The 21099-nt window shown below is 56.5% G+C and carries 23 protein-coding genes; 8 read left to right on the plus strand and 15 right to left on the minus strand.

Going from position 1 to position 21099, the window contains the following annotated elements; genetic code table 11:
• Positions 1–23: 23 nt before the first annotated feature.
• Positions 24–239 (plus strand): PIN domain-containing protein, encoded by a 216-nt coding sequence (locus ACYCZJ_RS08215; protein WP_461553744.1) that lies wholly within the window; start codon positions 24–26, stop codon positions 237–239.
• Between the two features lie 288 nt (positions 240–527).
• Positions 528–971 carry a pilin gene (locus ACYCZJ_RS08220; RefSeq protein WP_461553745.1) on the plus strand — a complete coding sequence of 148 codons (444 nt, stop codon included), beginning with the start codon at positions 528–530 and terminating at the stop codon, positions 969–971.
• Positions 972–1270: 299 nt separating this feature from the next.
• Here the strand turns inward: ACYCZJ_RS08220 and ACYCZJ_RS08225 are convergent, their stop codons facing one another.
• A complete protein-coding gene (locus tag ACYCZJ_RS08225; RefSeq protein ID WP_461553746.1) occupies positions 1271–1663 on the minus strand; it encodes a type II toxin-antitoxin system HicB family antitoxin in 393 nt (130 codons plus the stop codon).
• 13 nt (positions 1664–1676) lie between these two features.
• Positions 1677–1859 (minus strand): type II toxin-antitoxin system HicA family toxin, encoded by a 183-nt coding sequence (locus ACYCZJ_RS08230; RefSeq protein WP_461553747.1) that lies wholly within the window; start codon positions 1857–1859, stop codon positions 1677–1679.
• Between the two features lie 115 nt (positions 1860–1974).
• On the opposite strand from ACYCZJ_RS08230, the gene ACYCZJ_RS08235 reads away from it, so the two are divergent.
• The gene (locus tag ACYCZJ_RS08235; protein ID WP_461553748.1) at positions 1975–2862 is read left to right on the plus strand and encodes a transposase; all 888 of its coding nucleotides are present in this window, start codon (positions 1975–1977) and stop codon (positions 2860–2862) included.
• A gap of 30 nt (positions 2863–2892) precedes the next feature.
• On the opposite strand, the gene ACYCZJ_RS08240 is transcribed toward ACYCZJ_RS08235, so the two are convergent.
• The 5 genes from ACYCZJ_RS08240 to ACYCZJ_RS08260 all read right to left on the minus strand — a co-directional run bounded on the left by ACYCZJ_RS08240 (position 2893) and on the right by ACYCZJ_RS08260 (position 7535).
• Positions 2893–3591, minus strand: a complete 699-nt coding sequence (locus ACYCZJ_RS08240; RefSeq protein ID WP_461553749.1) for an energy transducer TonB — start codon at positions 3589–3591, stop codon at positions 2893–2895.
• Complete coding sequence (locus tag ACYCZJ_RS08245) at positions 3584–3985, minus strand: ExbD/TolR family protein (protein WP_461553750.1); 402 nt, start codon at positions 3983–3985, stop codon at positions 3584–3586. The genes ACYCZJ_RS08240 and ACYCZJ_RS08245 overlap by 8 nt, the downstream gene beginning before the upstream one ends.
• Positions 3982–4635 carry a MotA/TolQ/ExbB proton channel family protein gene (locus ACYCZJ_RS08250; protein WP_461553751.1) on the minus strand — a complete coding sequence of 218 codons (654 nt, stop codon included), beginning with the start codon at positions 4633–4635 and terminating at the stop codon, positions 3982–3984. The genes ACYCZJ_RS08245 and ACYCZJ_RS08250 overlap by 4 nt, the downstream gene beginning before the upstream one ends.
• 198 nt (positions 4636–4833) lie before the next feature.
• Positions 4834–7185, minus strand: coding sequence for a TonB-dependent receptor (locus ACYCZJ_RS08255; RefSeq protein WP_461553752.1), 2352 nt, complete (start codon positions 7183–7185; stop codon positions 4834–4836).
• Positions 7186–7259: 74 nt separating this feature from the next.
• A complete protein-coding gene (locus tag ACYCZJ_RS08260; protein ID WP_461553753.1) occupies positions 7260–7535 on the minus strand; it encodes a hypothetical protein in 276 nt (91 codons plus the stop codon).
• A gap of 223 nt (positions 7536–7758) precedes the next feature.
• Here ACYCZJ_RS08260 and ACYCZJ_RS08265 point away from each other — a divergent pair, with 223 nt between their 5' ends.
• Together ACYCZJ_RS08265 and ACYCZJ_RS08270 are read left to right on the plus strand one after the other, a co-directional pair.
• On the plus strand, positions 7759–8574 hold the full coding sequence (locus ACYCZJ_RS08265) for a TlpA family protein disulfide reductase (RefSeq protein WP_461553754.1): 816 nt from the start codon (positions 7759–7761) through the stop codon (positions 8572–8574).
• A 6-nt stretch (positions 8575–8580) separates the two neighbouring features.
• Entirely contained in the window at positions 8581–9147 is a 567-nt protein-coding gene (locus tag ACYCZJ_RS08270) for a TlpA family protein disulfide reductase (RefSeq protein WP_461553755.1), read from the plus strand.
• Between the two features lie 72 nt (positions 9148–9219).
• Here the strand turns inward: ACYCZJ_RS08270 and ACYCZJ_RS08275 are convergent, their stop codons facing one another.
• Positions 9220–9699 (minus strand): DsrE family protein, encoded by a 480-nt coding sequence (locus ACYCZJ_RS08275; protein WP_461553756.1) that lies wholly within the window; start codon positions 9697–9699, stop codon positions 9220–9222.
• Positions 9700–9906: 207 nt separating this feature from the next.
• Between ACYCZJ_RS08275 and ACYCZJ_RS08280 the strand changes: the two genes are divergently transcribed.
• A complete protein-coding gene (locus ACYCZJ_RS08280; protein ID WP_461553757.1) occupies positions 9907–11592 on the plus strand; it encodes a glutamine--tRNA ligase/YqeY domain fusion protein in 1686 nt (561 codons plus the stop codon).
• A gap of 198 nt (positions 11593–11790) precedes the next feature.
• Here ACYCZJ_RS08280 and ACYCZJ_RS08285 read toward each other — a convergent pair whose 3' ends face one another.
• On the minus strand, positions 11791–12495 hold the full coding sequence (locus ACYCZJ_RS08285; RefSeq protein WP_461553758.1) for an RloB family protein: 705 nt from the start codon (positions 12493–12495) through the stop codon (positions 11791–11793).
• Complete coding sequence (locus tag ACYCZJ_RS08290) at positions 12482–13768, minus strand: AAA family ATPase (RefSeq protein WP_461553759.1); 1287 nt, start codon at positions 13766–13768, stop codon at positions 12482–12484. Before ACYCZJ_RS08290 ends, ACYCZJ_RS08285 begins: the two co-directional genes overlap by 14 nt.
• A 444-nt stretch (positions 13769–14212) precedes the next feature.
• Between ACYCZJ_RS08290 and ACYCZJ_RS08295 the strand changes: the two genes are divergently transcribed.
• A complete protein-coding gene (locus ACYCZJ_RS08295; protein WP_461553760.1) occupies positions 14213–14572 on the plus strand; it encodes an MbcA/ParS/Xre antitoxin family protein in 360 nt (119 codons plus the stop codon).
• Entirely contained in the window at positions 14573–15322 is a 750-nt protein-coding gene (locus ACYCZJ_RS08300) for an RES family NAD+ phosphorylase (RefSeq protein WP_461553761.1), read from the plus strand.
• Positions 15323–15335: 13 nt separating this feature from the next.
• Here the strand turns inward: ACYCZJ_RS08300 and lplT are convergent, their stop codons facing one another.
• The 5 genes from lplT to ACYCZJ_RS08325 form a co-directional block, all read right to left on the minus strand.
• Positions 15336–16535, minus strand: coding sequence for a lysophospholipid transporter LplT (gene lplT, locus ACYCZJ_RS08305; protein ID WP_461553762.1), 1200 nt, complete (start codon positions 16533–16535; stop codon positions 15336–15338).
• On the minus strand, positions 16532–17767 hold the full coding sequence (locus tag ACYCZJ_RS08310) for an amidohydrolase family protein (RefSeq protein WP_461553763.1): 1236 nt from the start codon (positions 17765–17767) through the stop codon (positions 16532–16534). Before ACYCZJ_RS08310 ends, lplT begins: the two co-directional genes overlap by 4 nt.
• Positions 17767–19878 carry a bifunctional acyl-ACP--phospholipid O-acyltransferase/long-chain-fatty-acid--ACP ligase gene (aas, locus tag ACYCZJ_RS08315; protein ID WP_461553774.1) on the minus strand — a complete coding sequence of 704 codons (2112 nt, stop codon included), beginning with the start codon at positions 19876–19878 and terminating at the stop codon, positions 17767–17769. Before aas ends, ACYCZJ_RS08310 begins: the two co-directional genes overlap by 1 nt.
• A 30-nt stretch (positions 19879–19908) precedes the next feature.
• Positions 19909–20220 carry an ArsR/SmtB family transcription factor gene (locus ACYCZJ_RS08320; RefSeq protein WP_461553764.1) on the minus strand — a complete coding sequence of 104 codons (312 nt, stop codon included), beginning with the start codon at positions 20218–20220 and terminating at the stop codon, positions 19909–19911.
• A 146-nt stretch (positions 20221–20366) separates the two neighbouring features.
• Positions 20367–20966 (minus strand): peroxiredoxin C, encoded by a 600-nt coding sequence (locus tag ACYCZJ_RS08325; protein ID WP_461553765.1) that lies wholly within the window; start codon positions 20964–20966, stop codon positions 20367–20369.
• Positions 20967–21099 lie beyond the last annotated feature (133 nt).

The raw sequence follows: 21099 nt of genomic DNA on the forward strand, positions 1-21099 counted from the left end.
TCCATTTTATTCCCGTGAATATCGTGTCTGACCCCATTTTGTTCGTTTTATTCGCCGCCGATTGTTACGCAAAAATAGTATCTACCCGCAAGAAATCAGGCATCCCGATTAGCGTTGAGGATGCGCAAATCGCCGCGATCGCCCGCGTCAATTCATTATCTATCGCCACCCGTAATATCAAAGACTTTAGCAATATCGATGGCTTAGTCATTATTGACCCATGGGGCACACCAAATTAATTTGCTACCCCCGGCCAATAACAGCGCCTGCCGCAAAACGTCACTTTCCGCCTTGGAACATCACCGCGCCGGCCGCCAGCCATGACCATGCGCATGCCCGGAATAAAAACCGGCGCCCCGTGAAAAATGGTATATACCTAATAAGCAAGGCTATTTTTATATATTCAAGCACCTGCCGGCCACGCCAACTAAAACCGTGCAGCGCAAAACCAGGCTGGCACATCCGTTGCATCTACCCAGCCAAACACTGCGGTGTTTTGTTTTTCTTAACCAATAGGAGATATCCAAATGAAAAGCATACAAAAGGGTTTTACCCTGATTGAATTGATGATCGTCGTGGCGATTATCGGTATTTTGGCGGCGATTGCGATTCCGCAGTATCAAGATTATATAACTCGTTCCAAGTGGGCCGATAACCTTTCATCTGTCAGCCCCGTAAAATTAGCAGTTGCTGACTGTATGCAAAACGCTGCAGGTGTAAGTACAAACTGTGTAACTGCAGCTCAACTTGGTCTTGGAGCATTGCCTCAACCTAAATTTGGCACTGCCGCAATCGTAGTGACCGCCCCTACCGCCGCTTCTGTGCAAATAACGTTCACGGGCACTGCGGAGGTGGGTGGCTATGTATATGCTGGTGTAGGTGCACCCGACGCTAGCGGTACCAGAATTGAGTGGACTGCAGGCGGTACAGATACCATTCCAACAAAGATAGTGAAAGGAACTGGCCGTTAAGCATCCGCAAGCGTGCTTCGTATGATAAAAAGCCTCCTTCGGGAGGCTTTTTTTTGATGCAAGCAAGGACCACAGGGTCAGGCGTTGCCTTTTGTCTTTTGCCTTTTGCCTTTCGGAATAAATGGGGTCAGACACGATATCTTCCGCCCTCCTTCGGGGCCACAGGGTCAGGCCTTGCCTTTTGCCTTTTATTTCGCCTGGGTCAGGCCTGGGGGTCACAGTACAGGGTCAGGCCCAGTACAGGGTCAGGCCTTGCCTTTTGCCAAAAGGTGGCAGCGCATAAAGGAGTAGCGTCCCTTTTATTTCGCTGCCAACGCACGCCTGGCAATATAACCGGAACGCGATTCACCCGCCGCCTTCGCCGCTGCGTCGATGCGGCGCAACACCCGCGCGGGCAAGGTAATGTTGACCCGCTCGGCCTTGTCTGACAGCGCGGACAGATCAACTTCCACCACCGCCCACACCCAGCCCGCGTAATCCGGCTTGGCCTGATGCGCGGCGAAGCTTGCCGGCTCCGGCACCGCGCCACCATCGTCAATCACCACTTCCAGCCACAATTCAATCGCCTCGCGGGCATTGTCGATGGCCTCGTCCAGCGTATCGCCCGCCGAAAAGCAGCCGGGCAGATCGGGGACAGTCACCCCGAAGGCGTGAGCATCGTCACCGGGTTCAATTGCAATAGGATACTTCATGGCTTGCTCCTTTTCATTTCAGGCCGGCCTGTTTCATCAATTTGTGTACAAGCCCGACGCCCAGGTCTTTTTTAGGATGTGGCACGCTGATATGCCCGCCGCGTGCCGGATGCGTGTAGACATGGTGCGAACCCTTGACGCCGCGCAACACCCAGCCTGCTTGTTCCAACCTTTTGATGAGTTCCGCGCTGTTCATTGTGTGTATTATACACACTAAATTAAAATGTGGAAATCCTGAAGGCGGAAGGTCGGAAGAAAGGCGGCAGGGTCAGGCCTTGCCTTTTGCCAATCTCTTCTTTAGCATATCCCGTATGACCAGACCGTTACGTATCGAATTTCCCGGCGCGTTGTATCACGTCACATCGCGTGGCGACCGGCGCGAGCCGATTTTTGAGGATGATGCAGATCGCCAGACGTTTGTGGGTATCGTTGCGTTGGCACTCGATCGTTTTGATGCGTGCGCGCTCGCTTTTTGCCTGATGGGCAATCACTACCATCTGGTGCTGCATACACGTCAACCCAATTTGTCGGCATTGATGCGCCAGATCAACGGGGTCTATACCCAAGCTTACAATCGCCGCCATGCCAAGGTGGGCCATTTGTTTCAGGGACGTTTCAAGGCGATTCTGGTCGATCGCGATGCCTATTTGCTGGAGGTATGCCGGTATGTGGACCTGAACCCGGTGCGCGCGGCAATGGTTGCTGATCCGGCGCAATGGCCGTGGAGCAGCTATCGTGCGCATACCGGTCTGACGGCGGCGCCGTCCTGGCTGGACACGTCAGCAGTGCATGGCTATCTGCTGGGATACGACGCAGTGTCCGACGAGGACCGTGCACTGGCCGCCAGCCATTATGCGACTCTGGTGGCGCAGGGCAAGAATGTGCGCCTGTGGGACGATGCACTCAAGGGGCAGATATACCTTGGTGACGCGGCGTTCATGACGCGCATGCAGGCACTGTTGACGTCTGAACAGGCCGACGCGGTTGATGTGCCCAGCGTTCAACGCCGGGCTTATCACCGGAGTCTGACATATTTTTTCAACAACCATCCTCGCAATGAAGCTATTGCGCTGGCGCATGTTACCGGTGGATATACCATGAGTGCGATAGCGAAAGAAGCCGGGCTGTCGGTGTCCAGAATTAGCCGCATAGTGCAGACATGGGAAAGAGGGAAAGGGAAAGCAAAAGGCAAGACCTGACCCCTCCTGGTCTTCCTGGTCCGCGCTGGCCTACTCCACATCAATCGGCAGTTTTACATCCAGTACCGACGCCACCGGTTTGCCGTCCTGGATTGCCGGGAAGAAACGCCAGGTTTTGAGGGTGTTCAAGAAACCCTGGTTGATACGCGGATTGGAGCTTGGCTGGATCAGCTCGACTATCGCGCTGCCGTCGGGCTTGATGTGAAAGCGCGCCACCAGCACGATATGGATGGTTTCATCGCGCAGGTCTTCGGGCAGCTTCGGTTTGGGTTGGTACAGGGCTCGCGCGCCCATTTGCTGGGTGCCGGTCAGACTGCTGCCGGAACTGGACTCCGGCTTGGGCGGCGGTGGAACAGGGGCAGGCTCGACACGAGGGGGTGGCGACGAAAATGCAGGTGGCGCGGGTAAGGCCGCTTTCGCCACGGGCGGCGGTGTTTGCACCGGTTGCGGGGTGGGCCGAACAACGACAGGACGTGCCACTTTCTCCGCTTTAATAACTGGCTTTGGCTGGAGTTTGGGTGGTGTAGGAGGTGGCGGCAATTCGATGATGCGGGCATCAATCGGAGCAGGTGGGATGCTCGCCATCTTGTCTGGTGCGGCAAAAAACAAGCCGAACCCCCACAACATCAGCGCCCACAACATCAGCGCCCACAATATCAGCGCCAACGGCAGCGGCCACCACGGGTTCATCGGCCTGACAGGCGGGCCAATCACGGCAGCGCTATTCATGTGCCACAGCAATCAGGAAATGCTGCGCGCCGGCTGCACGCGCCTGCAGCATGGCCTGCACTACTATGCCTTGCGGGGCCTTGCTGTCGGCCGATACCACGATGTTTTGCTCGCTGCTGAGCATCAAGGGCTTCAAGGTGGCGGCAAGGGTGGACAGGCTGACCGGCGCGCGGTTGATAAAGAGCTTGCCGTCCGCAGTAACCGACAGCGTCACCGTGGTTTCGGTACTCATGTGCTCGGCCTTGCCTTGCGGCAGATTGACCTTGAGCGAATTGAGGTTCTGCATCGACAGCGACGCCAGCATGAACGTCGCCAGCAGAAAAAACATCACGTCGATCATCGGGATGATTTCAATACGCCCTTTGCGCTGCACCCGGGCTTTACGCAGCTTCATGACCGTTCTCCTGCTGGCCCGCGTTCCTGTTCGTCAAGCCGGATGTGGTCGATCAGGCGCGTGCCGAGGCGCTCCATTTCATCCATGGTTTGTGCCTGCAGGCGCGAGAAATAGTTGAAGCCGAACAGTGAAATCAGCGCGATGAGCAAGCCCACCGCCGTGGCGATCAGCGCTTGGGCGACGCCGCCGGTCACGCCGGTGGGGTTGACCAGGCCTGCCCCACCGATCAGCTGGAAAGCGTGCATCATGCCGCCGATGGTACCCATCAGCCCGAGCAGCGGCGCTGCGGTGACGATGGTTTCCAGCACCCACAGGCGACGCGACAGTGCGGTTTCGATCAGCTGTGCTTCGTCGGCTGCACGCGATTCGGTCCACCACGCCGGACGGCTGCGGTTGGCCAGCACCACGCTGAAAAAACGCCGAAAATAATTGCGCTGGTTGAGCGCAGTCAGTTTGTGTTCCAGCGTCTCCCAGGCGAATCCGTAGGTTTCCACCAGATCAAGCAGGTCGCGGGACAGCCGCGCGTAGCGCCAGTACAGCACGGCTTTTTCCAGCATGATGGCAATTGCCAGCACGGCCAGCAGTGACAGCGGAAAAATCATGACGCCACCGAGTTTGATGGCAATCCAGCTTTCGTGTAAATCTTGCATGGTATATCTCCAATATGGGACAACAAAGCCGCCCCGGTTTAATCCTGGAAAAGCAATTGGTCCACGAAAAGCACGAAAATCACGAAAACATTAAAGCAAGACGCTAAGCTACATATCCGTTACCTAACGGGGAAATGGCTTAATCCAATACGTTGTTTCTTTTCGTGTATTTCGTGAATAAATCACTGTTTTGCTTAATCAAAAAAACTTGTCGAGGCTGAAGTAGACTGCGCGGCGCGGGCCGTACTGCGGCGCGCCCACGCCGATACCGCTGCCGTCGCGGATCTGGTAGCTTTGGTCGAACAGGTTGAGGATGCTCACGCGGCCTTCGAGTTTGCCCAGTTGCGCCACGTTGAAGGTATGCGCGGCGGCGACGTTGACCTGGGCATACGCGGGCAGATGCCCGGTGTTGGCAAAGCCGTTGCGCAGGCCGCTGCCATAAATCGCGTCGGCGCTGTAAGTGGTGTCGCGCCAGCGATACGCAGTACCAAGCGAGGCGGTGATGCGCTGGTCGTGGTCCAGATGCACCCAGTTGTTGGCGATGTAGGCCAGCTCGGCCGCATCGAAATTGTACTGGGCCGAATTGATACCACGCCCCATCGCCGTGGAGTGGGCGAGGTTGAAATACGCGGAGAAATTATCCTTGCGGTAATTGGCAGTCAGCTCCGCGCCGTATATCCTGCCCTGGCTGTAATTGAACGGGGTATACAGCAGCGCCGAGCCGAACTGGCCTTCGTCCAGCATGTTTTTCACCGACTTGTAATAGCCATCCAGCCCCAGGGTGAAATAGGGCGTGAGCTGGTGACTGATCCCCATGTCGAAGTAGTCGGAAGATTCGGATTTGACCGCATCGTTCTGCGTGCCCGGCGGCGCATTGGTGGTGCCCTGGAAACTCGCCACGGCCTGACCACTGATCAGCTCGTTGGGCGGCGGCGTGAAGTAACGCGCATAACCCGCGTGCAAGGTGGTCTGCGGCGTCAGTTTATACACTGCGCCCAGACGCGGGCTTAACTGGCGATCGGTGACATAGGCTTTTACCTGATCGAAGCGCACCCCGTAATTAACGGTGAGCTTGTCCGTCGCCTTCCACTCATCCTGCGCGTAGACGCCGTACAGATTGGCGGTTTTGCTGTTGTTATCGGTAAATCCGAAGGGGGTGCTGCTGGTCTGATTGCCTGCGTTATCTGCCGGAAAGGTGAGCACGTCGTTATTGTTATCGAGGCGCTCCTGGCTGATGAATACACCGCTGCGCAGAGTGTGCCGGGGGTTCAGATGATAGCTGGCGTCGGCTTGCAGCCCATTGGCCTGGCTGGTGCGCAGCACGTGCGAGGCGACGCCGGTATAGAGGAGATCGCCCGTGGTATCCGGCTCGAACAATACCCTGGAATAGCGGCTGAACGCCGCGACCTGATAATCGAATTTGTCACCCAATGTGCCCTGCAGCGCAAGAATGCCGTAACGCGTGGTTTCGCGCTGGCGTTCGTCGAGATTGGCAGATGGATAACTGGTGACGCCGTTCAGCGTGTATTTCGGCGTCTGGCCGGGTACGTTGGGAATCTGGAACTTGTTGTCCGAGCTACCCAGAATCAGGCTCAGTTTTGCACTGTCACCGAGCATATAGGAGAAGTAACCGAAGCCTTTGTTCTGGTGCGTTGTGTCATGGATGGCATTACGCGATGCCGTGGGATTTTCGATACCGAGATCGTTTGAAGTGGTGGAGGCATTGAGGTAATAAGAAAAATCACCCTGATGCCCGCTCACTTCGCCCGACAGTTCGCGCGTGTCGTGGCTGCCCGCCATCATGCCGATGCGTCCGCCGTTGTCGAACGCGCCGCTTTTGGTATGGATATCCACCACGCCCGCAGTGCGGTCACCATATTGCGCAGGCAACGCCCCGGTGAGCAGATTGATGCTTTCGGCAAAGCGCGTATCCAGCGATTGGCCAAAGCCGCTGATTGCCTCCGGCACGATGATGTCGTTGATGCGGTACTGCACATTCCCGTGCTCGCCGCGGATATGTAACTGTCCAAACGAATCCTGCGCCACGCCGGGCGCCTGCAACAATACCTGGTTGAGCGGGGTACTGGCACCTTGCGGCAAGGCCGCCACATCCCCGGCGCTGATGCGGTAATTACTGCTGCCGGTGTCCGTGGCAATACCATTGCGCGGCCGTTCCCGCTTGCGGGCTGTCACTTTGACTTCCAGCGCCTGCGTGCTGGCCAGGGTAATGGTGCTGGCTTTGCCTGCATCGGCAGTCAATGTGACAATGTCGGTGCCGGTCTGGAAATCGGCTTTCTCGACCACCACCGCATAAACGCCGGGCGCCAGCCGGGTGAAACTGAAATGCCCTTGCGCATCGCTATGCGTCACGCCCAGTGTTTTACCGTCGGGCGATTGCAGCTTGACCGAGGCATCAACGACCGCCTGTCCAAGCGTGTTGTTGATCCGGCCTTCGATCTGTCCGGGTTGAATGGCGGCCGCGCGCGCCGGTGCAGCAACAGCAAATGCAAGCGCGAACGCCGCGCCCATGCGGGATAAACGAATATTCATACAGCAAACTCCAGTAAGCACAAAGCCACACGCGCACGCTGACAGGCGTGCGCGTCACAAGAACAGCAGTGGATTCAGGCGAATGGAGGTGCTTGGGAAGGGGGACGGACGTGACGACGCGGAACAAGATCAACAATGCGAACCGGATGCGCCGTAATCCAGTAAGCCAAAACAAGCGCCATCAGCGGCAGCGCGACGGCTATGGTGGGCGTGCCCCCGGAGAAATGAAGGGCCAGATTGCAGGCCGCGCAATTATCCTGCTGGGTGCTGAGATCATGGTGATGCTGCGTCAGGGCGATCAACTGCAGGCTGAGCAACGCAGCCAGGAAAAAATTCAGTACCCCACGCATATACGGTCTGATGGGTTTTAGCTTGCCATTGGATCGCATGGGCGAACTATAAAGGTGTGTCGGGTTCGGATCAAATGCAATTTTCCTGAGACGAATACTACTCAAGCAGACTGGACGAGCCCCGGCAAGTTCCGAAAAGGCATGCTGTCACGAGCCCATCCCCGGTAAACTGGGTACAGACGAATCTCACGACGCTCTGCGACAAACCAAATAAAGGATGAACATGCTAACCGTTAATATCGGCCCCTTTGCACTATCGAGCAGCGTGCTGCTATTGCTGGCGGCCGGACTGGCCGCGGCGGGCGCCGGCCATCTGGCCGGGCGCCGCCAGCACACAGGTATCGTCAACACCCTGTTCGACATGCTGTTCGCGGGGGTGATCATGGCGCGCATTGCCTTTGTCGCGGCCTGGTTCGATACGTACCGCAGCGCGCCCTGGTCAATGCTCGACATCCGCGACGGCGGATTCATGGTTTGGGCCGGCGTGGCAGCCGCATTGCTGGTCGCAATCTGGCGCGGCTGGCGTCAGCCGGTCCTGCGTAAGCCCTTGATGCTGGGCCTGATGGCAGGCGTGCTGGTGTGGGGTGTGCTGTTCGGCGCACTGCGCAACGCCGAACAGCCGGTACTGCCCAAGCAGATGTTGATGACGCTGGCCGGCGTACCAACCGATCTGGCCGCGCTGGCCCACGGCAAACCCATGGTCGTCAATCTGTGGGCAAGCTGGTGCCCGCCCTGCCGACGCGAAATGCCGGTGCTCGCCGCCGCGCAAAAACGTGAAACGGGCGTGAGCTTCGTGTTCGTCAATCAGGGCGAGGAGGCAGAGGCGGCGCAGCACTACCTCAGCACCGGTAAAATCGATCTTTCCAATGTGCTGCTCGACCCCACCGCAAGCATTGGTCACGAAGTCGGCTCCGGGGCATTGCCCACCACCTTGTTCTATAACGCCAAGGGGCAGTTGATCGATACCCACGTAGGCGGTCTGTCCGAAGCCTCGCTGGCGAATAAATTAAACCAGATGCGCCCGGCCGGTAAAAATTGAAGCGTCATGGCCAGAAGTTTCCTGATACCGATTGCGGCAGTGTGGAAGGCAATTTGGCGTAGCTGGGCCGCTTTATCGCCAGGTAAACGAAACACCCTGGCGTTAACGTTGTTGGTGCTCGCCTGGCTGGGGATCATCGGCGTGATGCGCCAGGCGGAAAAACCCGCGCCCTCTGCCATCCAGGTCACTCTGCTATCCGGCGAATCGACCAATCTGGCCGCACTGGCCGACGGCAAACCGATGGTCGTCAATCTGTGGGCAAGCTGGTGTCCGCCCTGCCGGCACGAAATGCCGATGCTCGCCGCCGCGCAAAAGCAGGAAGCATGGGCGAGCTTTGTGTTTGCCAACCAGGGTGAAAGCAAGGCAACCGCCCAGCGGTATCTATCCGCCAGCCCGTTTTATCTGGCAAATGTCATCCTTGATCACGATACCCAGCTCGGCCGCGTGGCTGGTTCGGCAATGTTACCCGTCACCCTGTTCTATGACGCCCATGGACGGCTGATCGATACTCACCTGGGGGAATTATCCGCGGCTGAGCTGGGGAAAAAATTAAACCCGTTGCGCACGCGCTGAATTTCACCAGCGCAGCGCACGGAATCGACTGCTTAGACTGAGAGAAACGCGCTGTCAGGTGTATTAGCCTGATCAACGCATATAGGCATAACCTGCCTGCTGCAGGCGCACGATCTCGGCATCCGCCATCGGCACCATGGTCACAAAACCATGGATGTCCGCAGGTTCAAACCCATGGCCTCTGGCGGCAATCCGGCACATGCGGAATTCAATCACGCCGTTTTGCGTAGCGCTTTGCGCGCGCTGCATCAGATCCTGATATTTGGCGTAATTCTTGATGGCGAAATAGGGAATCTCATTGCCGTGCAGCACGATCACGATCTTGCTGTCGAACGGGTCATCGCCATTCAGGCTGGCCAGCAATACCGCACGGCTGATGACCGAACGCACCGCCGCTTCGGAATTTGCCCGCACGTCGTAGACAACTTTCTGTTTGGCATAAGCCGGCTCCATCACACGGGCTTCGCCCCACGGCGCATCCGGGTTGGCGGCGATGGACAGCGCGGGAATGAATAATATTGCGGCCAGCCATGCAGTAAAAAATGTGCGCACAATCACCTCCTGATTTATATTTTCCGGATAACAGATGAAGCATGATAACCGGCTTCCCGTTCCGGCATGGGCGCGTCTATCCTGCTTTGCGCCGCCTGAAAATGGCTTGCAACCACACCTCCCACAGTAAATTGCCATGTTTCATTGTCATCCTCTCACGATTTAGCGGGTAAAATTGCACGGATTAACGCTCCGACTTCACCGAATATGTCCGAACCCATCGAAAAAACCGCCGCGACCAATTTCATCCGCAACATCATTGCCGACGACATCGCCAGCGACAAATGGGGCGGCCGCGTCGCCACGCGCTTTCCGCCGGAGCCGAACGGCTATCTGCATTACGGCCACGCCAAATCCATCTGCCTGAATTTCGGTCTGGCGCGCGATTACGGCGGCGTGTGCCACCTGCGCTTCGACGATACCAATCCGGAAAAAGAGGAGCAGGAGTATGTCGACTCCATCCTTGATGCAGTGCGCTGGCTGGGTTTCGACTGGGGCGAGCATCAATATTTCGCCTCGGATTATTTCGCCAAACTCTACACCTTTGCCGAATACCTGATCGAGCAGAGCCTGGCCTATGTGGACAGCCTGAGCGCCGAGGAAATGCGCGCGCTGCGCGGCAGCCACATCGAGCCGGGCGAGAACAGCCCCTACCGCGAGCGTAGCGTGGCAGAAAATCTCGACTTGTTCCGGCGCATGAAAGCAGGCGAATTCGCCGACGGCGCGCACGTGCTGCGCGCCAAAATCGACATGACTTCGCCCAATTTCAATTTACGCGATCCGGTAATTTACCGCATCCGTCACGCCGAGCATCACCGCACCGGCAACCAATGGTGCATCTATCCGCTGTACGACTACACCCATTGCGTATCCGACGCGCTGGAGCACATCACCCACTCCATCTGCACACTGGAATTCGAAGACCATCGCCCGCTGTACGACTGGGTGCTCGACCAGTTGCAGCCGCTGATCGGCTGGCACCCGCAACAGATCGAGTTCTCGCGCCTCAACCTCACCTACGTGGTGCTGTCCAAGCGCAAGCTGATCGATCTGGTGGAAGGCGGCCATGTCGATGGCTGGGACGACCCGCGCATGCCGACCCTGGTAGGCGCGCGCCGGCGCGGCTTTACCGCAGCGGGTTTCCGCCTGTTCACCGACCGTATCGGCGTGTCCAAGGCGGATTCGTGGATCGGCATGAGTGTGCTGGAAGACTGCATGCGCGAGGATTTGAATATCGCCGCCGAACGCCGCATCGCGGTGCTTAATCCGCTCAGGCTGGTAATCGATAATTACCCGGAAGGACAGAACGAAGACTGCTTCGCGCCCAACCACCCGCTCAAACCCGAGCTCGGCAAGCGCGCCGTGCCGCTGTCGCGCGAACTGTGGATCGAGCGCGAGGACTTCATGGAGACGCCGTCCAAGGGATATTTCCGCCTGTTCCCCGGCAACAAGGTCCGGCTGCGCTACGGCTATGTGGTGGAATGCAGCGGCTGCGACAAGGACGCCGACGGCCACATCACCGCAGTGCACTGTACCTATCTGCCCGATACCAAATCCGGCACGCCGGGTTCAGACAGCGTCAAGGTCAAGGGCAATATCCACTGGGTCTCCGCCGCCCACGCCTGCCAGGCCGAAGTGCGCCTGTACGACCGCCTGTTCGCCGCCGCCAATCCCGGCGCCGGGGATCGGGATTACCGGCTCGACCTCAATCCGGATTCCAAGACGGTGATCAGCGCCTGCCTGGAACCGTCACTCAGGAACGCGTCAGCCGAGGACAGCTTTCAGTTCGAGCGCCACGGTTATTTCGTAGCCGACCGCGTGGACAGCCAGCCGGGTAAACTGGTGTTCAACCGCACGGTGACGCTGAAGGATTCCTGGGGGAAGCAGGGGTAGACGGGTGCTGAACCCAACTTGTGCCTCAGTGCTGCTGGCAACGGGAAGGTTATCCTGTTAGCTACCGCAGTGATAGTACCGAACACCTAGGTGTGGGTTTAGAATTGCTACGAATCCAGTTTTGACAATCCGCATAGTCACGCAAGACCGAGCGAAGTTTAGGAGAGTAAATCTGAAGTTTGTTGTAGCTAATTGGTACTATAAAAAATTCAACGCGCCATTATTTTTGGCTAAAAGCTGTAATGCTTCCACCAACACATCGACTTGGGTTGAAGGGTTGTCCTGCCCACCTTTTGTTACATTTTTTCGCACTTGTTTTGCTCCCTTAATGGCAATAGAAGTTTTGTCCTTCAACTGTCCATAGATACCATGCTGACCCTTGCCATATTTATTGAGATTCGGCTTAGCCCGCAATATAGTAATCAAGCTATCACATACCGATTTTTTCCCAGCGGCGTGAAACGGCTGATCAGTAAACTCAAAATGAAGCAGTAACCAATATTCAAAGCAGGGGACTGACGTGATGGCTTCAAACGGTTTCGGAGTGTCAGCCTCCTTTAGCCCACTGATTTTCTGGACAGCCTCACCAAATGTGGAGTGCGTGTCTTTATCGAAGACGCAAAACACCCTGTCGAAACTATCGCCACCAATTGCATCTTCTTCATAAAGCTTGATTGCATGCGCAACGACACGATCAGGTGAAGTACCAGCGTTAGGTGCGATCTTGACGGCCTGTGGCCGAATTCGTAGATCATCAATCATCTCTTTCAAGTAATACGATTCGGTCTTTGTACCCTCGCAAACGATTAAGAAGCGCTGGCTCCGGGCACGATCTTTCTTTTGCCTTTCCAGTTCGTTGTTTTTACGTGCCTTACGCCTGTGGAACAAATCATCCGAGCCCATAAAAATCCAGATCACGCAGGAATGGAATGCCGCCATAGCGACCGTTTAAATAACCTCGCTCCACAGCCTCGTTCTCGCGAGGGCTGAAGTCTGATAGCGGGTACAAGCGTGTGGCATTGCGGGCGTTTTTTTCCATGAACCAAACTTGATCGCGGCGCAACAACTTTTGGCTGAGCAACGTCGTGTCATGAGTCGTAAAAATCAACTGAGCTTTCGTACCTGCATGATGTAGATGATTGACTAGGTGATGTACCAACAATGGATGCAGGCTTGTGTCCAGTTCGTCCACCACCAGAACCCGATCATTTTTAGTTACGTCCAGCCAAGGTCCTGCGAACGCAAATAGCGCACGAGTTCCATCAGATTCTTCATCCTCATTAAACTCGATTGCCTCCTTCGTTTCCACGTCGTGGTGAACAAATCTCACAGACATCAATTTCTTGCCACTCAATTTCCGTGAGACTTCTTCTTTAAATTGTGCGGAAAGCTCCTTAGGTAAGGAATCTAGCGAAAAAGCTTCGCTTTTCAATCGAATATCGGCAATCGACAAGTCAGCAGAGTTCATGAATTCAATGATTCGACTCTTGTCAGCATCGTCCTTGCACCGGGTCATGGTGTAACCGTTTCCCAGGTCGTGGGCAGAGTCAATCACTTTCAGGCGTTGTTTGAACCACTCAAAGGCTGGTTTGAGCTGCTCGTTGTTGAGTTGAATTGCCGTTGAAAAAAATAATGCATTGGCACGCGTTTGCGCCTTCCAATCTTGACGCTTGCGATCTCCCTCAAACGACTTGCTGAACTTGTAGATATCCTTCTCGGCTTCTTGGTCAAAAACCCGGTGAAACCATTTCTGGGCTCGCCCATTTGGATATGCGAACAACCACTCTTCAGTAAACCGCTGTCGGTTGCATCTGAAACCGTACTCGTAGCGAATCCCTTGCTCTACAAACATCGCCTCAAACTCGCTGTCTGCAGCGCGCGAGCCTGCTGTCAACCTGAAAGGGACAGTGTCGATCTCATCACCGGCTTGACTTTCTTTTTGAGAATTGAGTACTTGATCCTTCATGAATTTCAGCGCTTGTATCAGCGTACTTTTTCCTGATGCATTAGGTCCATACAACACAGTCGAACGCAGTAACCCCGGAGCTTTTTTATCTAAGCCCGCATCAAAAGTGTTCAGTGCCTCAAGTTCCTTGAAGTAGGAAGAGGCAGCCATGCTAAGCGTCTGGCGCTCAAGAATGGAACGGTAATTAGTAACGGAAAATTCGATTAGCATTTCGTAATGCTACATTCTTATATACATTTTTGCACATTAAATGCAAAAAAACATTCCCATTTAAACAAAAATAGCCTACCTCCCAAACTACAGGACAGAACAAAACAGGTACTGGAAAAGTGTGTAGGTATTATGATCATAAAGACGGAGAGGTCGCGTCATTGATCATGATTTTGATTTTCCGCTAAGCCAGCCTCACAACATTTGCAAGCCACGTTAGGCCGGGATTGCCCGGCGGCAAGTTCTTTCTTTGCTCGTGCAAAGAAATGAACCAAAGAAAACACGCCCCACCTTGCAGGCCTTCGGCTTCCCCCTGGCATCAGGCCAAGGGCTGCGCAGAGGGGAGGATACCGCCCGAAATTCGTTATTATGTGCAAATTAAACAAATAACACATAAAATGTGCTAAATTAACAATCATTCTTGCACTGAATCAGGAGCACCCCATGAACCTGGCACTCGCACCCAATACTGATCAATCCAGTGTGCTGTCCGAAGCCCTGGCCAATGCCGGCAAGCACTTGGGGATGAGCCAGGCTGACTTGGGCAAGATCATTGGCAAGAACCGCACCGCCATCAGCCGGGGGGGTATCGACCCGGGCAGCAAGGCGGGCGAGCTGGCATTGCTGTTCATCCGCTGTTACCGCGCGCTGTATGTGCTGGTCGGCGGCAATCCCGAGCAGATGCGGCACTGGATGCAGACCGAAAACCTGCATACCGGCGGGATTCCGGGCGAGCAGGTCAAAACCGTGCAAGGGCTTACCACCGTGCTGGAATATCTGGATGCCATGCGGGGCAAGCTGTAAGTGATCGACTGGGAGGCGTGTCTGGCGCAAACCAAACCGCTGCGGCTTTCCGGTCAGTTACTGCGTCTGGTGGAAAGCCAGGAGCAGGTGGCAACCAATCGGCTGGTCAGTTCGCTCGACCGCCAGGCGGTGCTGGAAGACCTGCTGGAGGCAACCAAACCGCACAGGCGTTTGGGAACCGAACGCCTTCACTACCTGCTGGCGACGCCGTTCCGGTATCCGCCACTGAAGCATGGCTCGCGTTTCGGCACACGCAGCGCGCCCAGCCTGTTTTACGGCGCGTTGAAAACCGGCACGGTGCTGGCAGAAGCCGCCTATTACCGGTTCCTGTTCTGGCACGGCATGGCCACGCCGCCAGCGGGCAAGCTCGATACCCAACATACCTTGTTTGGCGCGGCATACCGGACGGACAAGGGGCTGCAGCTCCAGGCACCGCCGTTTGCCGCGCATCGGGATGTGTTGAGCAGCCCGTCGGACTATGGCGCAAGCCAGGCGCTCGGTGCCAGTATGCGCGCGGCGGGGATTGAGGCATTCGAGTATGTTTCGGCACGCGACCCGGATGGCGGCATCAATGTCGCTCTGTATACACCGCAGGCCCTGCACGGGAGTAAACCCGTGTTCCAGGAAGCCTGGCTATGCGAACTGACCGGCGAGCGCGTCAGTTTTCATGCCGCTCACAACCGCGCCCTGCATACATTTCCCATCGACCTGTTCCTGATCGCGGGCAAGTTGCCACAGGCAGCGAATTAAGATTTAGCTAATTTCATTCGCTGCGTGCCAGCCGCCACCAAGCCAGCAATCCTATTCCCACCAGCACCAGCGCGCCGAATCCGGTCGCCGCTGTAACCACTGAAATACCGGATTTGATCAGCAGCACGTACACGCCGATCATCAGCAACATGGTCAGGTTCTCGAAAAAATTCTGTACCGCAATGGCATGACCGGCGCCGACCGTTTCGTGGCCGCGTTCCTGTAGCAGCGCATTCAGCGGCACCACGTAAAACCCGCCACAGGCACCGATCAGGACAAGCATGGCTATGGTGGTTGGCATGCTGGTGACATGTGCAAATACCATGATCAGCAGACCGATGGCGATACCGGCGGGCAGCGCGCGATTGACGTTGTGTAGCGTGACGAAGCGTGCGGCCGCGGCAGCGCCAAGCGCGATGCCAATGGCGACGACACCGCTCAGGGTGGCGGGCAGCGTGTTGTCGGTGATGAGCAAGGCAACCGGCACCCATGCCACCAGCAAAAATCGCAAGGTGCTGCCCGCGCCCCAGAACACACTGGTGCCAAGCAGCGAAAAACGCGCATCGCGGTTACGCATCAGCGTACGCAAGGCGCGGGCAAAATCCTTGACCAGGACGGTAGGTGAGAACTGCGTCTGCGCATGGGCGACAGGCAGGCGCGGAATGAGCAGGTTGGACAATGCCGCCAGCAGGTAGACGCCCACTACGCTGGCCAGCGCACCCTGCACCGACCAGTCAGCCAGCATGCCGCCCAGCACGGCGCCGAGCAGAATGGCGACAATGGTCGACCCCTCGATCAGGCTGTTGGCCTTGACCAGTTTGTCGGCGCTGACCAGTTCGCGCAGGATGCCGTATTTGGCCGGTGAATAAGCCGCAGCACCAATGCCGACCAGGCTATACGCCAGCAACGGGTGCGTGCCGGACAGCATGAGGGCAGCGCCGATCAGCTTCATTGCATTGGCCAGCAGCATCGCGCGACCCTTGGGAATGTGATCGGCAAACGGCCCGACAAACGGGGCCAGCAGGATGAAGGCCAGCACGAAGGCTTCCTGCAGTAGCGGGGTTTGCCAGGCTGCCGCGTGTTGCGATTTGAGCAGCGCAATGGCGGCAAACAGCAGCGCGTTATCTGCCAGCGCGGAAAGAAACTGCGCGACCAGCACTGCCACCATGCCACGCGAGAACAGGCTACCACCCTTGAAGTTCGGAATGGTCATGCGGACTTCCTTTCAAAAAAACGACGTGTCTCGAATACGCTGGCCGGGAATTGATGCTGCCCCGAATGCAGCAAACGTTTCAACGCAAAATCGAACAGCAGCGCATTGTGCACCCGGATTTCCTGCAACCACGGCACTGCGGCAGTATCCAGCAAGCCCCTGTTCGCCATGTCGGTCGCCGAGAACAACGGCATGACGCCGGGCAAGGGATAATCGGAACCATTGAGCAGGCGCGGATGCCAGTCGTCGCGCTGCAATACAGCCTTGAGCGCCCACGCCCGATTGAGTTGGGTTAGCGCAGAAATGTCGGCATGCAGTTTATCGGCATAGCGCGGCTCGTCCATCATGCGGGCGAACAGTTCATAACTGCGTACGCGCGGACCATTCGGGCCCTGATCGATATCCTGGTCGTCGCCATCCGAAGCGCAGTGGGCGACGACTACCCGCACGCCGTGATCCATTGCCCGGCGCAGGCGTAATGGATTACCGAAATCCTGATTGCCGCCCTGCACGGCCAACTCGCGTCCGGCATGGCTGATGATGGGGATACCTGTCACTGCCAATGCGGCGTAAAAGCGGTCACAGCGTGGCGAGAGCGGGTCAATACCCATGGCCGACGGCAGCCATTTGATGGCGCGCGCGCCATCTCGCACGGCCAATTGCAGCGCCTCGACGCAATCAACGCGGTAAGGATGGATGGATGCCGCCCACTCAAAAGCCGCAGGATGGGCATGCGCAACCTGTGCCACGTACTGGTTTGAAATGTAAAAAATGGAACGCTTCTTGTCGATGTGACCAGCTTCGTCATGAAAAAAATCAAACGCAAACAGCAGTGCTTTGAAACCCGCTGGCATGGCTTCAATCTGTTGCAGCATTCTGTCCACATAACTTGCATCAAGCTTGCCGGGGGTTTCATCCACGCAGGCCGCATTCATATAGAACGATTTCTGCAATCGCAGTAAAGGATGCTCCAGGCTGTTCATGTCCGGGCTGAACCATGCGCCATCGCCAGAATCCCCGCCGCCTACCAGATGTACGTGGCTATCCCACACTTGTGCCGGATCCAGCCCTGCCCATACCGAGCGCATCAGCGGATGGTGCGCGACAGCTTCCGGCAGGCCAGCGAGACATGGGTTGGTGAATCCCTGTTCCGGCCAGTATTTCCATCCGCCCACGCCCATTGCACCCAACCCTAACGCGCCCAAAGCACCCATAAATTCACGGCGCTTCATTACGCAGCTTCCGCCATCTGTTTCAGCGTGACGTAATCGATCTTGCCCGTACCCAACAGCGGCAATCCAGCCACCTGCATGATCTTGCGGGCTACGGCCAGTTCCGGGCTGCCCAGTTGCCGCGCGGCGCTGAGCAAAGCTTCGCGGCCAAGTACTGCATCCGTGGTAAACAGCAGGATATTTTCGCCGCGCTGCGCATCGACTTGCGTGGTGGCCGCGTGTTGACAGCCGGGCGACGCAAGGTTGGCAATCTGTTCCACCACCTCCAGCGACACCATTTCCCCGGCAATCTTGGCGAAGCGTTTGACCCGGCCCAGGATGCGCACGAAGCCGTCGGCATCAATCTCCACCACATCACCAGTGCTGTACCAGCCGTCCGTCGGCGGCTTCAGCACACCGGGATTATCGAACAGGTAATAACCCTGCATCACATTGGGGCCGCGCACGCTGAGCAAGCCGCCCTGGGTGATGCCGGGTACGCTTTCCAGCTTTGACTCCAGACCCGGCAGTAATGGGCCAACAGTGCCCGAGCGGCAAGCCATGGGCGTATTCACCGCCAGCACCGGCGCGCATTCGGTCGCGCCGTAACCTTCCAGAATGCGGATGCCGAATTTTTCCATCCAGGTCTTGCGCACCTCCTCGTTGAGTTTTTCCGCCCCGGCCACAACGTAGCGCAGCTTGTAAAAATCGTAGGGGTGAGCGAAACGAGCATAGTTACCGAGAAAGGTGCTGGTGCCGAACAACACGGTGCAGTTACGGTCGTAGATAATCTCGGGAATGATGCGATAGTGCAGCGGCGACGGGTAAAGAAACATTTTCGACCCCGTTACCAGCGGCATGATGCCGCCACAGGTGAAACCAAAGGCGTGAAACAGTGGCAGCGTGACCATGAATTTATCCGACGGTGAGAAATCCACCACCGCACGAATCTGCGCAATATTGGCCAGGATGCCGCGATGCGTGTGTACCACACCCTTGGGTTTGCCTTCCGACCCGGAAGTAAACAGCACCACCGCAGGATCATCCGCCTTGCCTTGCGGCACCGCCAACGCAGGCAGCCAGCGGGCAAAACCCATCAGCCATATCCTGTCCCACAGACTGAATTGCGCGCGCAGGTCTTCCAGATAAACGATATCGAGATTTTCCAGACCCGCCAGGGCGGGTGCCAGTTTGGCGGTCTCGATAAACCGGCGCGAGGTAATGAGGGTGCGTACCCCAGCGGCAATACAGGCATTCTGCATGCCGGCGGTTCCGGCCGTGTAGTTCAGCATGGCGGGAATACGCTGCATGGCGCTCATGCCAAAAATCAGGCAAATGGTATTGGTGACATTAGGCAGCAGCACACCGACATTCTCACCCTGAGCGCTGACCTTGCCGACCAGACGCCCCAGCGCCAGACTCTTTTTCAGCAGCTGGCCGTAGGTCTCTTCCCTCTGCTGCATATCTTCCAGCAGGCGCGTGCCACGGCCATGAATCCTGATTGCGTCCAGAAAGGCGCTGAACAGGGTTTGCACGGGGTGCGAGGCGAACAGCATTTCCTGCATAGTGCGGCGCATCGCCTCGCCTGCCATGCGGCGACGCAATTTGGCGCTGGGCGCATCCGGCATGGGGATGGCAGTTGCGGGCAAAATGGATAGGGTAATCCTGGGAAAAATACTGCGCGGGTGGTTGCCCGACAGGCGGCTGAAGTAGGAGCGTGCCGCGCCGTCCAGCCGTACCGGAAGGATGGTTGCACCGGTCTTGGCGGCGACAAATCCGGGCCCGTCATAGACCTTCATCAGACTGCCGGTCATGGTGATACGGCCTTCCGGGAAAATCACCACAGGTTCACCTGCCTCCAGTAGCCGGATGACTTTCTTCATCGCCAGCGGGCTGGTGGGATCCACCGCCAGATGCGGCACACGCGATAACAGCAAGCGAAAAACCGGATTGCTCAGCACGGTGGTGTGCACCACGAACGTTGCGCGCACCGGCAGGAAAAGCCCCAACAACAGACCATCCAGAAACGATTCATGGTTGGCGATGACCAGCAGCTTTCCGGTTTCCGGCAGATTGATGCCGCCGCGAATTTCCACCCGAAACAGTATCCTGCACAACAGGCGCAATAGCATTTTCAAGATTTTCTCCCCTTCTGTAGCTGTTCAACTATTTTTTTTGACGTAATCCAGTACACGCTGCAAGGTGGCTGCAATATTTTTTTTGTCGACCCAGAAATACACTTCCTTGCCCAGCTTTTCGCTTTGCAGCGCGCCGGCCTGGCGCAGTATTTTGAGATGATGCGACACTGCCGTGCGGCTCAAGGTGGATGCAGCCACGATTTGCGTCACGTTGAGCCGCTCGCTTGGCTGAAACGTGAGCAGGATGCGTTGCCGCTGTTCGTCGCCGAGCGCGACAAACATGCCGGAAACATCTTTCCACTCGTCTGGTAATGCCTGGATGAGATCGGTATACATAACTATATGTTTACGTATGTAGTTATATATGTCAACAATTATTTCACTTCGAGTTACTCATCCGCCGTGGAATCCCTTTACTTTGAATCCACCAACAAAAACGGCCATCCTGCGCGATGGTCGTTTTTGTTTGATATTGCGGCTATTTACAATGATTCAGCATGCTCGGCCAGATACCTGGCCACACCCTCGGATGAGGCCCCCATGCCGGCCTTGCCTTTTTGCCAGCCTGCCGGGCACACTTCGCCGTGCTCTTCAGTGAATTGCAGCGCGTCGATCATCCGCAGCATTTCATCCACATCGCGCCCCAGCGGCAGGTCGTTCACCACCTGGTGGCGTACGATACCGGCGCGGTCAATCAGGAACGATCCGCGCAGCGCGACGCCGCCGTCCAGCTCAACATCGTAAGCGCGGCAAATGTCATGCTTGATATCGGCCAGCAGCGGATAGTTCACCTGACCGATACCGCCCTTGTTGACCGGGGTATTCTTCCATGCCAGATGTGTGTATTCGGAATCGATCGAGGCGCCAATGACCTGTACGCCGCGCTGGTTGAATTCTTCCAGGCGATTATCGAAAGCGATCAATTCGGATGGGCAGACAAAAGTGAAATCAAGCGGATAAAAAAACAGCACAACATATTTATCCTTGGTAAATTCTGAAAACGTGATGTTCTTGATTTCATTGTTGCCCAATACGGCGGTTGCAGTGAAATCGGGCGCGGCTTTGCCGACGAGTACAGCCATGAAAAACTCCTGTGTGATAAAAAATGCGACCTCTGATTGAGGTTATTTCAATCTAGCCAGCGTTGGCACAACTGTCAATTTTACTTAAGATTTAAACGCGCCAAACCGGGTAAACTGTGTCCATCATAAAAAA

This window comes from Sulfuriferula sp. (assembly GCF_054605375.1).

Coding starts and splice junctions, on each gene's coding strand:
- ACYCZJ_RS08220 (WP_461553745.1), top strand. CDS start 528: ATGAAAAGCATACAAAAGGGTTTTACCCTGATTGAATTGATGATCGTC.
- ACYCZJ_RS08225 (WP_461553746.1), bottom strand. CDS start 1,663: ATGAAGTATCCTATTGCAATTGAACCCGGTGACGATGCTCACGCCTTC.
- ACYCZJ_RS08230 (WP_461553747.1), bottom strand. CDS start 1,859: ATGAACAGCGCGGAACTCATCAAAAGGTTGGAACAAGCAGGCTGGGTG.
- ACYCZJ_RS08235 (WP_461553748.1), top strand. CDS start 1,975: ATGACCAGACCGTTACGTATCGAATTTCCCGGCGCGTTGTATCACGTC.
- ACYCZJ_RS08240 (WP_461553749.1), bottom strand. CDS start 3,591: ATGAATAGCGCTGCCGTGATTGGCCCGCCTGTCAGGCCGATGAACCCG.
- ACYCZJ_RS08245 (WP_461553750.1), bottom strand. CDS start 3,985: ATGAAGCTGCGTAAAGCCCGGGTGCAGCGCAAAGGGCGTATTGAAATC.
- ACYCZJ_RS08250 (WP_461553751.1), bottom strand. CDS start 4,635: ATGCAAGATTTACACGAAAGCTGGATTGCCATCAAACTCGGTGGCGTC.
- ACYCZJ_RS08255 (WP_461553752.1), bottom strand. CDS start 7,185: ATGAATATTCGTTTATCCCGCATGGGCGCGGCGTTCGCGCTTGCATTT.
- ACYCZJ_RS08260 (WP_461553753.1), bottom strand. CDS start 7,535: ATGCGTGGGGTACTGAATTTTTTCCTGGCTGCGTTGCTCAGCCTGCAG.
- ACYCZJ_RS08265 (WP_461553754.1), top strand. CDS start 7,759: ATGCTAACCGTTAATATCGGCCCCTTTGCACTATCGAGCAGCGTGCTG.
- ACYCZJ_RS08270 (WP_461553755.1), top strand. CDS start 8,581: ATGGCCAGAAGTTTCCTGATACCGATTGCGGCAGTGTGGAAGGCAATT.
- ACYCZJ_RS08280 (WP_461553757.1), top strand. CDS start 9,907: ATGTCCGAACCCATCGAAAAAACCGCCGCGACCAATTTCATCCGCAAC.
- ACYCZJ_RS08285 (WP_461553758.1), bottom strand. CDS start 12,495: ATGGGCTCGGATGATTTGTTCCACAGGCGTAAGGCACGTAAAAACAAC.
- ACYCZJ_RS08290 (WP_461553759.1), bottom strand. CDS start 13,768: ATGCTAATCGAATTTTCCGTTACTAATTACCGTTCCATTCTTGAGCGC.
- ACYCZJ_RS08295 (WP_461553760.1), top strand. CDS start 14,213: ATGAACCTGGCACTCGCACCCAATACTGATCAATCCAGTGTGCTGTCC.
- lplT (WP_461553762.1), bottom strand. CDS start 16,535: ATGACCATTCCGAACTTCAAGGGTGGTAGCCTGTTCTCGCGTGGCATG.
- ACYCZJ_RS08310 (WP_461553763.1), bottom strand. CDS start 17,767: ATGAAGCGCCGTGAATTTATGGGTGCTTTGGGCGCGTTAGGGTTGGGT.
- aas (WP_461553774.1), bottom strand. CDS start 19,878: ATGCTATTGCGCCTGTTGTGCAGGATACTGTTTCGGGTGGAAATTCGC.
- ACYCZJ_RS08320 (WP_461553764.1), bottom strand. CDS start 20,220: ATGTATACCGATCTCATCCAGGCATTACCAGACGAGTGGAAAGATGTT.
- ACYCZJ_RS08325 (WP_461553765.1), bottom strand. CDS start 20,966: ATGGCTGTACTCGTCGGCAAAGCCGCGCCCGATTTCACTGCAACCGCC.